Consider the following 14,190-nt stretch of genomic DNA (forward strand, 5'->3'; position numbering starts at 1 on the left):
AGTCTATATAAATATTTTAATATTTATCTTTTTAGTTTAAGATTTTAATATTAAATTTGGTTTGCATTTTAAAATAAACAACATGATAAAAAAACTTTTTGCTGAATTTTTCGGCACATTTTGGCTTGTTTTCGGCGGTTGCGGAAGTGCTATCTTCGCTTCTCAGATCGCTCCCGCTTCCAATGGACAATTAGGGATTCTCCTGATAGGCGTTGCATTGGCATTCGGTCTTACGGTACTTACCATGGCGTACGCTGTGGGGCACATTTCCGGTGGACATTTTAATCCTGCAGTGTCTTTCGGGCTTTTAGCTGGCGGCAGATTCCCTGCTAAAGATCTTGTTCCTTACATTGTAGCTCAGTGTGTAGGCGCCATTGCTGCTGCTGCAGCCTTGTATATGATTCTGAGTGGTTCCGGAGCACCAGATTTCTCAGGACCCGGCGCTTTTGCCACCAATTTTTATGGTGATGCCGTCTACTTTGGAAAAGGATATTCTCTTGGTGCAGCATTTTTAGCTGAATTTCTTTTAACCGCTTTCTTCCTGATCATCATCATGGGTGCAACGGATAAATATGCCAACGGAAAATTTGCAGGTATAGCAATTGGTCTGGCTTTGACGTTAATTCACCTTATTTCAATCCCAATCACCAATACATCCGTGAATCCTGCAAGATCACTTTCTCAGGCTATTTTCGTTGGAGGTAATGCCATGAGCCAGCTTTGGCTGTTCTGGGCAGCACCTATTCTTGGAGGTGTTGTAGGAGGCTTGATTTACAAGTTCCTGCTTCAAAGAGATTCTGATGTTGTTGCTGAATAAGCTTTTTGACAAATATAAAAAAATTTAAATCCTGTCGTTTTGATGGGATTTTTTTGTTTATCTGATCTTCTTAATATCAAAAGGATTTTTAAAAATCAGTTCTTCATGTTTTCCTTTGATCTCCATTTTCCGCTGTAATAAATTCACAGCCATTTTTCTTATGAAAAGATCCTTGTCATTCAGCTTCCAGTAATTGTCTTCATGAACACGTTTTGGCTTCCTGATAAGATAAAACTCTGTTTCCCAGGAATCAACATTATGATAAAATTCAATAATCCCGCAATGCTCCGGTACTACATGATGTTCCACCATTCCCATCGGAAGTAAAAAACTGAATGCATTGCAGACATAATCTCCACAGGAAATTTTGTCGTGCTTTAAAAATTTTTCGCCGGTAGTAGAGTTAGTATAGGATTTTTTAAAGTCATTTTTAAAATCGCTTTTTGAAAGTTTAATTTCAATTTCATGGCTAAAACCATCAAAATCAATAATCAGCAAATCCGCCTCCCAATCTGCCTGAAAGTGATTGGTTAAAACGATTTCCTTCTCAAAATCGCACTGAGAATGGATGAATGCATGAACTAATTCTTCTATTTTTAACATGGTTTAAACTGAACGTATGTAATTTTTTAACGCAGGGTTCGCAAGATTTATTTTTAAATAATTGTGGATATTTTGTCCGCAAAGGCTTTATCACTCAGCAAATGACAGCAATATTTAAAATCAACAACTCCACCATTCTAACTTACCAAAAGACTGCATCCCCGGATATCGGAATGGTCAATTCTTCCCAACACCTGAAATTTATCTCCAGTTATTTTTCCTAAATCCTGTGTTGCAATAAAAGAGCAGGAATGTATATTTGCAAGGTCAATAATATTAATAGCGCCTGTTCTGCCTTCCTTTTCATAATTAAAAGGATCTTCTGCATTTCTCACCATAATTTTCATCCAGTTCGGGCATTGATATTCATTATTACCTAAAGAATAGGCCTGAGAAAGCAGTTCCGTCATGGAATATTCTGAATAAATTTTATCAGTTTTAAAACCTTCCTGCAAAATTTTCAGCAACTCATCTTTTGTCATTTCCTCTTTTCTACCCTTCATTCCGCCGGTTTCTATTACGGTTAAATTAAAAGATTCAGAAATTAAGAAATTAAGAGATTCTACCGAGCTGTGTTCGCAGTAGTCTATAAAATCCAACAGGGCAAAAGAAACTCCGAAAAGAATGACCTTTTTATCTTTTAAAGTATTCAATAATGCCAATAAATCTGAGTGATTATAAAGGAAATATCCGTTTTCCGGCTTGGCAGATTTTTTCATTAAATAATCCACCATGTAGATGAGGGACGAATTCTGTTTTTCCAGATAGCTCGGCAAGAGTCCAAGAAAAATAAAGTCTTCCGGCTTACCGATAAACTGTTCAAAGCTTTTATAAATACTTTCCTGATAGATATTTTCGTCTGCAATGAAATGTTTAGACAAATTCATCTGTGTGGTTCCTGAACTTTGAAAAAACAAATCAGCCGTCACATTTTTATCTAAAATCTGGTGATTCTTAAACATTTCAATTGGCAGAAACGGAATTTTTGTCAATGTGTCCACTTTTCCGGGATCAATGTTCAGATAATCGACAAAGCGCCTGTAGATCTCAACATTTTCATATTGATAACGGAAGGTTTTCAATGAAGCAGTCAAAAAGTCCTGCTCTGTCTGTATGCCGAATATATTTTCCACTTCAAAATATTTTAAATTCTTATTGTCTCATTTTAAATAAGTTAAAAAAAGAAGCAATACTTTTAAGTTTTTTTTAATAAATAAAAATGCTTTTTGGTCAGGTTATTGCAATGAAATAGGCGGAATATGGATTAAAAACAAGAGTGAATTTCGATTCATTCGCCGAATTACCTCTTTATGGGGTAATTTTTTTTGTTTTTTCTTCAAAGACTTTCAGTTCAAAGTCATGTTCAAAAACACCATACGTGAAGTACGAAATCCAATCGCCCAAGTTGATATATTTTGCTTTTTGCTCAAGCTCCAAAACCATCGGGAGATGGCGGTGGCCGTAGATAAAATAATCAATATTCTGGGTCTTAAGCTTTTCTTTTGAGTAAATAATCAGAAACTCTTTATCTTCTCCTAAGAATTCTTTATCCTCATCCCCGGAAATCATTTTATTTTTCTGGGACATATATAAAGCAATTTTCATTGCAATATCCGGGTGCAGCCATTTGAAAAACCATTGTGCCACCGGATTAGTAAAGACTTTTTTCATTCTTTTATATCCCTTATCACCCGGTCCCAGGCCATCACCGTGGGCCAGTAAAAACTGCTTGCCACCCATCTCGAAATATTGCTTTTTATAGAAAACAGTACATCCTATTTCCTCTTCCAGATAATCCTTCATCCAAAGGTCATGATTTCCCACAAAAAAATAAATGTGAATACCCCGATCCTTTAATTCTGCAATTTTCCCTAAAACACGCACATATCCTTTTGGGATTACATGCTTCCACTCATGCCAGAAATCAAATAAATCCCCCATCAAAAACAAGACCTGCGCATCATGCTTGATCTCATCCATCCAATGTATAAAACGCTGTTCACGCACTTTGCTTTCCTTCTGATTAGGAGCACCAAAATGCTGATCTGAAGCGAAATACATCTTTTTACCGGGTTCTAAATTGATGGTAGTTTTTAACACCGTTTTGAGTTTTTATTGAATAAATTACTGATTATCTTCTGCAAACCATTCTCCGTAGGAGTTTTCGGTTTCATGAAGTTTTAGATAGGCCAGTGAAATCCCTTCCGGAAGCCTAGATTTTATTTTTGATGCAATGGCATACAACATATTTTCGCAGGTAGGCTGAAATGTACAATAAATCACTTTATGCCCCTTCTGCTCAAGATCTTCTCCCAATTCTTTGTGTGGAGAAAGTGCATTAATCATCACTGCATGATCCCAAACATCCACAATCTCAGATTTTACAATCGTTTTAATGTCTCCAAAATCCACCACCATCCCGTTTTTCGGGTTTTCCAAATCATTTACAGGCTTTCCTTTCACCGTTACAAACAGTTTATAGGAATGTCCATGCATATTTTTACATTTTCCATCGTAATTGTACAGCACATGTGCCGTCTCGAATGTGAAAATTTTTGTAATCCGTATCATGGTGCAAAGATAAGGAATTGGTTTGTTTTAGTCATTTCTTTAGAGTGATGAAATTATCTATTTAAAATAATAATTAAAATGATCCGTTCACTCAGTATGAAAACAATAACCTTATTAATAATGATAATCAGTTTGTCATTATCTGCCCAACAAAGACAATTCCGGACTTATCCCGATCTTGAAAAGAAAATCGGGCAGCATTTCCCTATTGAAAATTACAAAAATGAAAACGGAAAAAAATTCACTCAGGACTATTTAAATGGAAAGCCAGCCTTAATCAATTTTTGGTCTACAACCTGCGAACCCTGCATTAAAGAGCTTCCTTATCTGAATAAATTAAAAGAAACTTTGGGTGAAAAAGCAAACTTCATTGCCATAACCCACGATAGTAAAGATAAAGTTGAAAAATTTTTAGCAAAACGGGAATTTAATTTTCAGCATATTACCGATTCTTTACCGGAATTAAACACTTATTTTAATGTTTTACGCAATCCCATGACTTTTATTATTGATAAAAATGGGAATATTAAAGAAATCACCGGGATTGTTGATGAAACAAAATTCGACGCAATTGTGAAAATTTTAAATAAATAGATTACAGTTTTTCCAGCCAGTCACTTTCCAGTCTTTTTATTTTCTGAGTTTCCTTATCAATTAAAACCCAAAGCGTTAAAGAATCTACAACAAGCTGATCATTGCAGTAAAACTCAACTTTTCTCGGCTGGCGGATTCCTTCGGGTGCTTTCGGATACGTTTTTATGGTAATAGTATCTCCCAGATATACTTGTTTTTTGTATTGAATATGATGATCCAGAAGCATCCAGATATCGTTTGGATATTGAGTCCTGTGTTTTACGAAATTCCAATGCTCGCCTGCAATTTCTTCTACCCAATGCACATACTGAACATTATTTACATGCTTATTCCCGTCAATATGTGCCTCCGTAACCTGTACTTTCTTTTCGTAAATCAAACTCATCTTCTTCAATATTTACTCAAAAATAACAATTTTTGGATGGAAGATGGAAGCATGGAGATAGAAGTTAATACTTTATGCATATTTTAACGAAATATTTTAAAAAACTTCCTGCTCCGTATTCCATCTCCCATCATTAATCTTCCATCTTCCATCCAAAATAACTATCTTCGCTCCACAATACACACAAATGATTTTAGACATTTTCTTTCCCAACCGCTGTCTCGGCTGCAACCGGATTATTGATGCGGATTTACTGGTTTGCAATCTTTGTTTTGACCATATTCACTTTACTCATTTTAATTATTTTGATGACAATCCTTTAAAAGAGAAATGTAAACTGCTTTTTCCTATTGAAAACAGTTTTGCTTTAATGCAATTTGAAGAAGAAAATTTAAGCCGTAAAATTATTCACGAACTGAAATACAGAAGCAGGGAAAAAGTCGGGAAAATTGTGGCGGAATGGACTATCGAACAATTGGATTTCAACAATGAAAAACCCGATGTACTTGTTACCGTGCCGCTGCATCCAAAAAAGCTGAAAGAAAGAGGTTATAATCAGCTGCATTTATTTACTGAAACCCTATCTCTGTTTTACAATATCCCTTTTGACCATGATTTAATTAAAAGAAATCATTATTCAAAAGCTCAGGCTTTGAAAGACAAACAGCATCGCCTTGAAACGGAAAATACTTTTTCTGTCACCAAAAATATTTCCGGAAAACATATTCTTTTGATTGATGATGTTTTTACCACCGGAAATACTTTAGCAACTATTGCATGGCAAATTCTGAACGCCGGAGACAACAAAGTAAGCGTTTTGGTGATGGCAGTGGACGTATAGAGTTATGAGTTTTTATTTCGGCATCTGATTTCTATCTTCCGGCATTCAAATCTTTTTCTTAATTTTCGGTCAAACTAATGATTATGCTGAATCTTATTTTATTACACGGAGCTTTAGGACACAGTGATATTTTTGAACCTTTTAAAGAAGGGCTTTCAAAGTATTTTAAGATCCATACTCCTTTATTTTCAGGTCATGGAAATACGGAACTTCCTGCAGGTGGAATCAGTATTGAAAGATATGCCGAAGAGCTAAAGCAGTTTATTGATAAAGAAAACCTGAAAGATGTTTATATTTTCGGGCACAGCATGGGAGGATATGTTGCACTTTGCTATGCCCTGCATCACTCAGAAAATCTGAACTCTATCATCACTTTAGGAACTAAATTCGATTGGACAGAAGAACAGGCAATAAAGGAAAGCAAAATGCTTAACCCTGAAATTATAGCTGAAAAAGTTCCGAAATATGCCGAACTGCTGGAAAAACAGCATGATACAAAATGGAAACAATTGCTGCCCGCTATTGCGGAAATGATGATTTCCCTGGGCAAAAACCCTCCTTTAAAAGATAATTTATCGATGATTAATCTTCCGGTTCAGATTATGGTGGGAGATCAGGATAATATGGTAACTATTGAAGAAAGCATGGAAGTTTACAGAAATCTTCCCGATGCAAAATTGGCCGTACTTCCCGGCACAAAGCATCCTTTGGATAAGGTAAGACCAGATTTATTGCTGAATTTAATTAAAGATTTTTGTGGGCTTTCATAGTTATTTTAACACAAAAAGCGCTAAGATTTTTTACTACTTGCTCTTAAGTTCACAAAGCCGTTTCACTTATTAGAACACGAAGCTTATATTTTAAAATTGATAAAGTAAATTATCTCTGTAATTTTTCGCCGTAGCTTAAATCTCCGGCGTCTCCCAATCCGGGTGTTATGTAGCCTTTTGATGTTAAATTTTCATCAATAGCTCCTACCCATATTCTTGCATTGGGATATGCCTGTCTGATGGTTTCTACACCCTGTTTAGAAGCAATGGCGGCAACAATATGAAGCTGTGACGGATTTCCGTTGGTTAATAAATCCTTGATAGCTTCTATTAATGAAGCGCCAGTTGCCAGCATCGGATCTGCGACAATCAAAGGCCGGCCTTCAATATTCGGGCAGGTAAGATAATCCTGCTTGATGGAAAAATAGTCATTTGCATCATGCTTTCTGTAAGCCGCAACAAAACCGCAGTCTGCTTTATCAAAATAATTTAAAATCCCTTCAAATAAAGGAACTCCCGCCCTTAAAATGGTTGTAATAACAGGCTGAACAGCAATTTCACGTACTCGGATTCTGTCCAAAGGTGTCTGAATTTCAATTTCTTTCTGTTCCAGGCTTTTGCTGATTTCAAAAGCTGCAATTTCACCGATTCTCTCCATATTTCTACGGAATCTCATACGGTCCTGCTGGATTTGAATGTTCCTGAGCTCGTTAATCCAGGAATTAACCAAGGAGAATTGTTCTGATAAAACTATTGTGTTCATTATTTTGATACTATTTAATAATGATAAAATATTTACAGATTGTAATTTGTCATTCTGAAAGAAAAAATTCAGCTCAGCAGAGATTCTTCATTACGCTTTCGCTTCATTCAGAATGACAAATACAATATAAATTTATTTCTGTCTAAAATACACCTCAATCGGAACTCCGGTAAACCCGAATTCTTTTCTCAACTGGTTTTCAGTAAATCTTTTATAGGGTTCTTTCACGTATTGTGGCAGGTTACAGAAGAAAACAAATTGTGGGGACGGTGTCGGAAGCTGTACACAATATTTGATTTTAATGTATTTCCCTTTATTTGCCGGCGGCGGAGTTCCTTCAAAGATAGGAAGCATTACCTCATTCAGTTTTGAAGTTTTGATCTTCTTCTTACGGTCCTCATAAACCTGCATAGCAACCTCAACGGCTTTTAAAATCCTTTGCTTCGTTAATGCTGAAATAAATAAAATCGGAATGTCATTAAACTGACCGATCTTGTCTTTGATCTGTTTTTCAAAATCACGCATTGTATTGGTTTGCTTATCTTCGATCAAATCCCATTTATTGACAAGAATTACAATACCTTTTCTGTTTTTCTGAGCCAGCCCGAAAATATTCATATCCTGAGATTCCCAGCCCTGGGTAGCATCTACCATGATAATAACCACGTCAGAATATTCAATGGAACGGATAGAACGCATTACGGAATAGAATTCAAGATCTTCAGAAACCTTTGATTTTCTTCTCATTCCGGCTGTATCTACCAGTACAAACTCATGCCCGAACTTATTATAAAGTGTCTGGATACTGTCTCTGGTAGTACCTGCAATATCTGTAACGATGTTTCTTTCAACATCCAGCAAAGCATTCGTTAAGGTTGATTTTCCTACGTTGGGACGACCTGCGATAGTAATTTTCGGAAGTCCTTCAAAAGGATCTTTGTATTCTGTAGTCGGGAAATCTTTTACGATATCATCCAGCAAATCTCCTGTTCCAGAGCCTGTAGCGGATGATAATGTATAATATTTATCGATTCCCAATTGGTAAAATTCTGTTGCCGGAAGCTCTTCCTTGGCAGAATCTACTTTATTGATAACAATATAAATAGGCTTATTTGACCTTCTTAAAAGTCTGTAAATTTCATAATCTGTATCCGTAAGACCTTCTTCTACATTCATCATAAAAATAATGGAAGTAGCCTCATCTACAGCCAATTGCACCTGCTTGCGGATCTCTTCTTCAAAGATATCATCCGTTCCTACATCATATCCTCCGGTATCAATTACTGTGAAATCTACCCCATTCCAATCTGATTTTCCGTAGTGACGGTCTCTCGTAACGCCTGCAGTAGAATCTACAATGGCTTCTCTTCTTTCAAGTAAACGGTTAAAAAGTGTGGATTTTCCTACGTTGGGACGCCCAACGATTGCGACAATATTCGACATAAAAAATGTTTAATAATCCTTCAACTGGTTCAGGACAAGTTATTAATGGGTTTCTCCAACTTTTGGAGCCCAATTTTTTTGCAAAGATAGGATTTTTATTCCATTTGCTATTTTGAATAGATCAAATATAGAAATAAGCAATACCAGGAACCTATTCCTTGATTATGATATTGGATTTATCATTATTAAAGCTTGGATGTCTCACCTTTCAGCATCCATTCTGATAATTTCCATCAAAAATAATTCTTTGGATATCAACCAATAAAGCTTTTCACATCTGTTCATAATAATTAAACTTAAATAATTGTTTTTATATTTAAAATAAATTCTATAATTTCGCGCCACAGAAACAGAGACTCATGGTGTAGCGGTAACACTACTGATTTTGGTTCAGTCATCTGGGGTTCGAATCCCTGTGAGTCTACGAATCACCCTATCCATAGGGTGATTTTTTATATCTATGGACTAGCTTCAATTTCAAGCATCCCTTCCCTTTAAAAGAAATCTATTAAAGTAATGATACATAAATATGAAAATAAAAAAACCTCTTGGAAGAGGCCTGTTTAATATATATCATAAATATTTATTAATTTCACAATATATAATATCTCATTCAATAGTGACTTTAATTAAATAAAAATACCCGGAATTTCCGAGGTAATTATTTTTTTAGCAGCAAAGATTCTATTTTTCAATATGAAAAACTGCCTTTTTATCTACCGTTAGAATTCCACTCTTGTGATTTTTTAATTTAAAAGAAGCGATATGGTCATCAAATTTAAAAACAATGCTGTCCTTATTGATTTTCTTTAAATCTTTAACTTTACTTCTGTCTGAAATAGAGCCATTCTGCTTTATCATAATGCTGTCTGCAGTAAAAATTATCTGGCTTTTCTGATCTACTATTTTTTTCTTAACAATTTTATGTAAAGCTACATCCTTCATGCTGATTTGTTCAATATTATAAGAATCAACAACATTCCAGTTTCCTAGAAATTCACTTTTCTGTATCGTTGCAAAAGACAGACAGATCAGCATTCCAACTGTAAAAAAAACATTTCTCATACACTTAATATTTAAATTAGCGAGAATAAAATTCTCGCTAATAATTTTTAATAATAAATTAATCTGGATTGTTGGCAGTTACGTTATTATCCAATTCAAAAATAAGAGCTTTAATATTTGAATCGATTTCCACATTTCCGCCTGTGTCTTCATCAGTTACACTACCTTCCATTCCGGTGATTACTGATCCTTCCGGCGTTTTTTCTCTGGATACTTTCCCAACAAAATGGTAATGGTGTCCTCCACCTACCATGTGGACATCATAGCTATTAATTCTTGGTCCGGACCAGCCTATTGAAACGTCAACCCATCCGTAGATGTGCCAAGTTGTACCACTGGTATCAGTAATATACTCATCAATTTTGATTTTTTTCAAAAGATAGTCACTCTGTGACGCTTCAGTTGTAGATACAATAGATGGTAACTCCTGAATGTTTGCGCTTGCTATTCCCGCTACAGAGAAAGCTGCTAATAAAAGAACTTTTTTCATTGAATTAGTTTTTTTAAGTTATTAATTTTTTGTGATTGCAATCTGATAGCAATGATACAATTTTTTTTAATCACTAATTCGAGAATAAAAAAAATTAACAAACTTTAACATAATTAAACTAATTAAACATAAATAAAATAAACAAATACATACATTTATTGATGTATATTTAATAAATTAAAAATACAATATGAATAACGAATCAATTGAATCAAAACTTACAGATTTGCAGCAACAAATTAAACTGATGCAACATTTATATTTTACTATAAATCTCAGGCGCGAAGAGGAAATCCCTATTATGGAGCTTTTAAAAGAGATAAAAACGGAAAATGAAGAATTTATGTCAAAACTTACGGAATTGAAGAATACATTCCTATCTGTGACACAATCCACAGTAGAAACCAAAGAAAAACACACCAAGATCAACAATGTTGATTTGGTCTAATAACTAACAAACTACAATATTAAAACAGAGGCTATCCACCTGGAACAGCCTCTTGTTTTTTAATTTTTAATTTCAAATAACTTCCAAAAAATCACTGATTTTATCAAATAATTTTTCAGCCTGTCTTTCATTACCGGGAAATGGCTCTCTGAAATGATTATCCTTTAAAGGGATGATACAGTCTCCCCTGTCGATATACAGGTGGACTTCATGATCAGCAGAAACTTTGAAACTGTAAGTTTTATCATCTATTTCCTTAAACCCTTTATTGATAATATAATTTCTGAAATTAAATTTTTCTTTTTCCATGATCTAATACTCGTGTTAATATCTGGAAATCACTGCCCATGCAGAGCCCGTGCTTTGGACTACGACACCCCTTCCCATATCGTTATTGTTCAGCCCGTAATTGGTAAAATTACTTCCATTCATACGAAATGTTCCCGAAATAGTAATATTTCCGGTGGTATCGTTCAATACATTATAAACTTTTCCCTGATTTGTAGCAGTGGCAACAGGAAGAGCTATGTTTCCCCCTGCAAGAACCGTATAATCATCTGCAGCTACAGTTCCTGAATTAAGCGTTCTCGTTTTTTGATCTGATGAAGACATGATTTTGATCCATCTGTTCACGGAAGGCGTGCCATTGAAAAGATAGTATCCGGGTGATGTCACACCTTGTGTCTGCCCGGCTGGTAAAGAATCCGCTGCTGTTACATAAACCAGCGCCCCGGTTTGTGAAGAGGTATACGATTTTGATCTAAGCTCGTCGCCGGATAATCTTGGCGCAATAATCCCATCTAATTTGTTAGCATCTGCAGGACTTCCCATAACGTCCAGCGTAGCACCTGGAAGCATCGTATTAATACCAACCTGTGCAAATGAAAATGTGCCTGCCAGCAAAAAAGCAGGAAATAATAATTTTGTTGTCATAAGTGTTTAAAAATGTTTTCTGAACAAAAATAAACTTTATTTGAATATATCCTAATATTTCAGTCATTATTTTATTAATTTAACACAAAATAAGCAGCCCTTACGACTGCTTATTAAATTATTATGTTAAGTCATTGCATTAAATTAAATTAAATCAAATCTATCAGCATTCATCACCTTCACCCAGGCAGATACAAAGTCATTGATAAATTTTCCCTGAGCATCTGAGCTTGCATATACCTCAGCAATAGCCCTTAATTCAGAATTTGATCCGAAAACGAGATCAGCACGAGTCGCTGTCCATTTCTTTTCTCCCGTTTTACGGTCTGTGCCCTCATACACTTCATTGTCCACGGAAGCAGATTTCCATTGAGTATTCATATCCAGAAGATTGATGAAGAAATCATTGGTTAAAACTCCCGGCCTTTGAGTAAAAATTCCATGTTTTGAACCGTCAAAATTAGTATCCAGAGCTCTCATTCCGCCAATAAGGACTGTTAATTCCGGAGCAGTAAGGTTCAGCAGCTGTGCTTTATCAATTAATAGAGATTCTGTAGAAACAGAGAATTTTTTCTTTAAATAATTTCTGAATCCATCCGCTGCAGGCTCAAGATACCCCATAGATTCTACATCGGTCTGCTCCTGAGAAGCATCCATTCTGCCTGGTGCAAAAGGGACAATAAGGGTGTGTCCTGCCTCTTTTGCGGCTTTTTCAATAGCTGCACTTCCTGCAAGAACTATCAGGTCTGCAAGTGAAACTTTTTTACCTCCTGTCTGTGTTTCGTTAAATTCTTTCTGGATTCTTTCTAATGTATTTAATACATTCTGAAGCTGCGCAGGATTATTTACCGCCCAATATCTTTGTGGAGCCAAACGGATCCTCGCTCCATTGGCACCTCCTCTTTTATCGCTGTTTCTGAAGGTAGATGCAGAAGCCCAGGCTGTAGAAACCAGCTCAGAAGTTTTAAGGCCGGAGTTTAAAATTTGGGATTTTAAAGCTTCTATATCAGAATTGTTAATTAAAACGTGATCAACTGCAGGTATCGGATCCTGCCAGATGAGCTCCTCCTGCGGAACTTCCGGACCCAGATAACGTGCTTTTGGTCCCATGTCTCTATGCGTAAGCTTGAACCATGCTCTGGCAAATGCATCTGCAAAAGCATCAGGATTTTCATAAAATCTTCTTGATATTTTTTCATACACAGGATCAAATCTTAAAGATAAGTCCGTAGTAAGCATGGTAGGTTTATGTTTTTTATTAGAATCGAATGCATCCGGAATAATTTCAGCACCGTTTTTTGCAACCCACTGATGAGCACCTGCCGGGCTTTTTGTAAGCTCCCATTCATTTTCGAACAGGTTTTTAAAGAAATAATTACTCCATTGGGTAGGCGTTTCTGTCCAGGTTACTTCTAAGCCACTGGAAATAGTATCTTCTGCTTTTCCTGATTTGTAGGAACTTTTCCAGCCTAATCCCTGAAGCTCTACCGGAGCTCCTTCCGGCTCACTTTCTACATGATCTGCAGGCCCTGCTCCGTGCGTTTTCCCGAAAGTATGACCTCCGGCAATAAGCGCTACGGTTTCCTCATCATTCATAGCCATTCTTCCAAAAGTATCACGGATATCTTTTGCAGCTGCAATAGGATCAGGATTTCCGTCCGGACCTTCAGGGTTTACATAGATTAATCCCATCTGTACTGCTGCTAAAGGTTTTTCAAGGTTTCTGGAATGAATATCACCATCTGCATCGTCATCACTTGGAAGCACTGCATGATCTTCAACAACTCCCGGCGATCCGTGGGCATAACGAAGATCTCCGCCAAGCCATGTTTTTTCAGACCCCCAATATACATCCATATCCGGCTCCCAGACATCCTCACGCCCACCCGCAAAACCAAATGTTTTGAATCCCATAGATTCCAAAGCTACATTTCCGGTAAGGATCAAAAGGTCTGCCCAGGAAATTTTCTTGCCATATTTTTGCTTGATAGGCCATAATAATCTTCTTGCCTTGTCCAGATTCACATTATCCGGCCAACTGTTCAACGGTGCAAAACGCTGCTGTCCCGCTCCGGCTCCACCTCTACCATCTCCCACACGGTAAGTTCCCGCACTATGCCACGCCATACGGATGAATAATGGCCCGTAATGACCGAAATCTGCCGGCCACCAGTCTTGGGAATCCGTCATTAAAGCATGAAGGTCCGCTTTTACAGCATCAAGATCGAGGCTTTTGAAAGCTTCGGCATAATTGAAGCCTTCATCCATAGGATTTGATACTGAAGAGTGCTGACGGAGAATATCTACCCTTAGCTGATCAGGCCACCAGTCGAGGTTTTTAGTACCTCCGCCTGCGATGTTCTGCTTTTTCATTGTACCATTATGAAATGGGCATTTACTGATGTCATTTAAATCTTTTTCCATTTTTAGTTTAAATTTTTATATTGATTACGGTTCAAATTATTCG

At 36.4% G+C, this 14,190-nt stretch carries 17 protein-coding genes and 1 tRNA gene; 6 read left to right on the forward strand and 12 right to left on the reverse strand.

Features of this window, described 5'->3' with window-relative positions:
• Positions 1-85 precede the first annotated feature (85 nt).
• Positions 86-817, forward strand: a complete 732-nt coding sequence (gene aqpZ / locus H560_RS0109945; RefSeq protein ID WP_027379916.1) for an aquaporin Z — start codon at positions 86-88, stop codon at positions 815-817.
• A gap of 57 nt (positions 818-874) precedes the next feature.
• Here the strand turns inward: aqpZ and H560_RS0109950 are convergent, their stop codons facing one another.
• The 4 genes from H560_RS0109950 to H560_RS0109965 all read right to left on the reverse strand — a co-directional run bounded on the left by H560_RS0109950 (position 875) and on the right by H560_RS0109965 (position 3,991).
• On the reverse strand, positions 875-1,420 hold the full coding sequence (locus tag H560_RS0109950) for a hypothetical protein (RefSeq protein ID WP_027379917.1): 546 nt from the start codon (positions 1,418-1,420) through the stop codon (positions 875-877).
• Between the two features lie 137 nt (positions 1,421-1,557).
• Positions 1,558-2,553, reverse strand: a complete 996-nt coding sequence (locus tag H560_RS0109955) for a LuxE/PaaK family acyltransferase (RefSeq protein WP_027379918.1) — start codon at positions 2,551-2,553, stop codon at positions 1,558-1,560.
• 175 nt (positions 2,554-2,728) lie between these two features.
• Positions 2,729-3,481 (reverse strand): UDP-2,3-diacylglucosamine diphosphatase, encoded by a 753-nt coding sequence (locus H560_RS0109960; RefSeq protein ID WP_034752570.1) that lies wholly within the window; start codon positions 3,479-3,481, stop codon positions 2,729-2,731.
• A 63-nt stretch (positions 3,482-3,544) separates the two neighbouring features.
• On the reverse strand, positions 3,545-3,991 hold the full coding sequence (locus H560_RS0109965) for a 6-pyruvoyl trahydropterin synthase family protein (protein WP_027379920.1): 447 nt from the start codon (positions 3,989-3,991) through the stop codon (positions 3,545-3,547).
• Between the two features lie 120 nt (positions 3,992-4,111).
• Here H560_RS0109965 and H560_RS22340 point away from each other — a divergent pair, with 120 nt between their 5' ends.
• A complete protein-coding gene (locus H560_RS22340) occupies positions 4,112-4,585 on the forward strand; it encodes a TlpA family protein disulfide reductase (RefSeq protein WP_162143858.1) in 474 nt (157 codons plus the stop codon).
• Between the two features lies 1 nt (position 4,586).
• On the opposite strand, the gene H560_RS0109975 is transcribed toward H560_RS22340, so the two are convergent.
• Positions 4,587-4,970, reverse strand: a complete 384-nt coding sequence (locus H560_RS0109975; RefSeq protein WP_027379921.1) for an acyl-CoA thioesterase — start codon at positions 4,968-4,970, stop codon at positions 4,587-4,589.
• Between the two features lie 187 nt (positions 4,971-5,157).
• On the opposite strand from H560_RS0109975, the gene H560_RS0109985 reads away from it, so the two are divergent.
• Positions 5,158-5,811 (forward strand): ComF family protein, encoded by a 654-nt coding sequence (locus tag H560_RS0109985; protein ID WP_027379922.1) that lies wholly within the window; start codon positions 5,158-5,160, stop codon positions 5,809-5,811.
• Positions 5,812-5,894: 83 nt separating this feature from the next.
• Positions 5,895-6,581 (forward strand): alpha/beta fold hydrolase, encoded by a 687-nt coding sequence (locus H560_RS0109990; RefSeq protein WP_027379923.1) that lies wholly within the window; start codon positions 5,895-5,897, stop codon positions 6,579-6,581.
• A gap of 109 nt (positions 6,582-6,690) precedes the next feature.
• Here H560_RS0109990 and upp read toward each other — a convergent pair whose 3' ends face one another.
• Both upp and der read right to left on the reverse strand, forming a co-directional pair.
• On the reverse strand, positions 6,691-7,344 hold the full coding sequence (upp, locus tag H560_RS0109995) for a uracil phosphoribosyltransferase (RefSeq protein WP_034752525.1): 654 nt from the start codon (positions 7,342-7,344) through the stop codon (positions 6,691-6,693).
• A 132-nt stretch (positions 7,345-7,476) separates the two neighbouring features.
• Positions 7,477-8,787 carry a ribosome biogenesis GTPase Der gene (der, locus tag H560_RS0110005; RefSeq protein ID WP_027379925.1) on the reverse strand — a complete coding sequence of 437 codons (1,311 nt, stop codon included), beginning with the start codon at positions 8,785-8,787 and terminating at the stop codon, positions 7,477-7,479.
• A gap of 353 nt (positions 8,788-9,140) precedes the next feature.
• On the opposite strand from der, the gene H560_RS0110015 reads away from it, so the two are divergent.
• Positions 9,141-9,211 (forward strand) — tRNA-Gln (locus H560_RS0110015).
• A 260-nt stretch (positions 9,212-9,471) separates the two neighbouring features.
• Here H560_RS0110015 and H560_RS0110020 read toward each other — a convergent pair.
• A complete protein-coding gene (locus H560_RS0110020) occupies positions 9,472-9,852 on the reverse strand; it encodes a hypothetical protein (protein WP_027379926.1) in 381 nt (126 codons plus the stop codon).
• 58 nt (positions 9,853-9,910) lie between these two features.
• Positions 9,911-10,342, reverse strand: coding sequence for a hypothetical protein (locus tag H560_RS0110025; protein ID WP_027379927.1), 432 nt, complete (start codon positions 10,340-10,342; stop codon positions 9,911-9,913).
• Positions 10,343-10,532: 190 nt separating this feature from the next.
• Here H560_RS0110025 and H560_RS0110030 point away from each other — a divergent pair, with 190 nt between their 5' ends.
• Positions 10,533-10,790 (forward strand): hypothetical protein, encoded by a 258-nt coding sequence (locus tag H560_RS0110030; RefSeq protein WP_027379928.1) that lies wholly within the window; start codon positions 10,533-10,535, stop codon positions 10,788-10,790.
• Positions 10,791-10,862: 72 nt separating this feature from the next.
• On the opposite strand, the gene H560_RS0110035 is transcribed toward H560_RS0110030, so the two are convergent.
• From H560_RS0110035 to katG, 3 genes are all read right to left on the reverse strand, one after another.
• Positions 10,863-11,099 (reverse strand): hypothetical protein, encoded by a 237-nt coding sequence (locus H560_RS0110035; RefSeq protein WP_027379929.1) that lies wholly within the window; start codon positions 11,097-11,099, stop codon positions 10,863-10,865.
• A 15-nt stretch (positions 11,100-11,114) separates the two neighbouring features.
• Positions 11,115-11,723 (reverse strand): hypothetical protein, encoded by a 609-nt coding sequence (locus H560_RS0110040; protein ID WP_027379930.1) that lies wholly within the window; start codon positions 11,721-11,723, stop codon positions 11,115-11,117.
• A gap of 144 nt (positions 11,724-11,867) precedes the next feature.
• Complete coding sequence (katG, locus tag H560_RS0110045; RefSeq protein WP_027379931.1) at positions 11,868-14,147, reverse strand: catalase/peroxidase HPI; 2,280 nt, start codon at positions 14,145-14,147, stop codon at positions 11,868-11,870.
• Positions 14,148-14,190 lie beyond the last annotated feature (43 nt).

It is taken from the genome of Chryseobacterium daeguense DSM 19388, assembly GCF_000430825.1.
Taxonomy (GTDB): Bacteria; Bacteroidota; Bacteroidia; order Flavobacteriales; family Weeksellaceae; genus Chryseobacterium; species Chryseobacterium daeguense.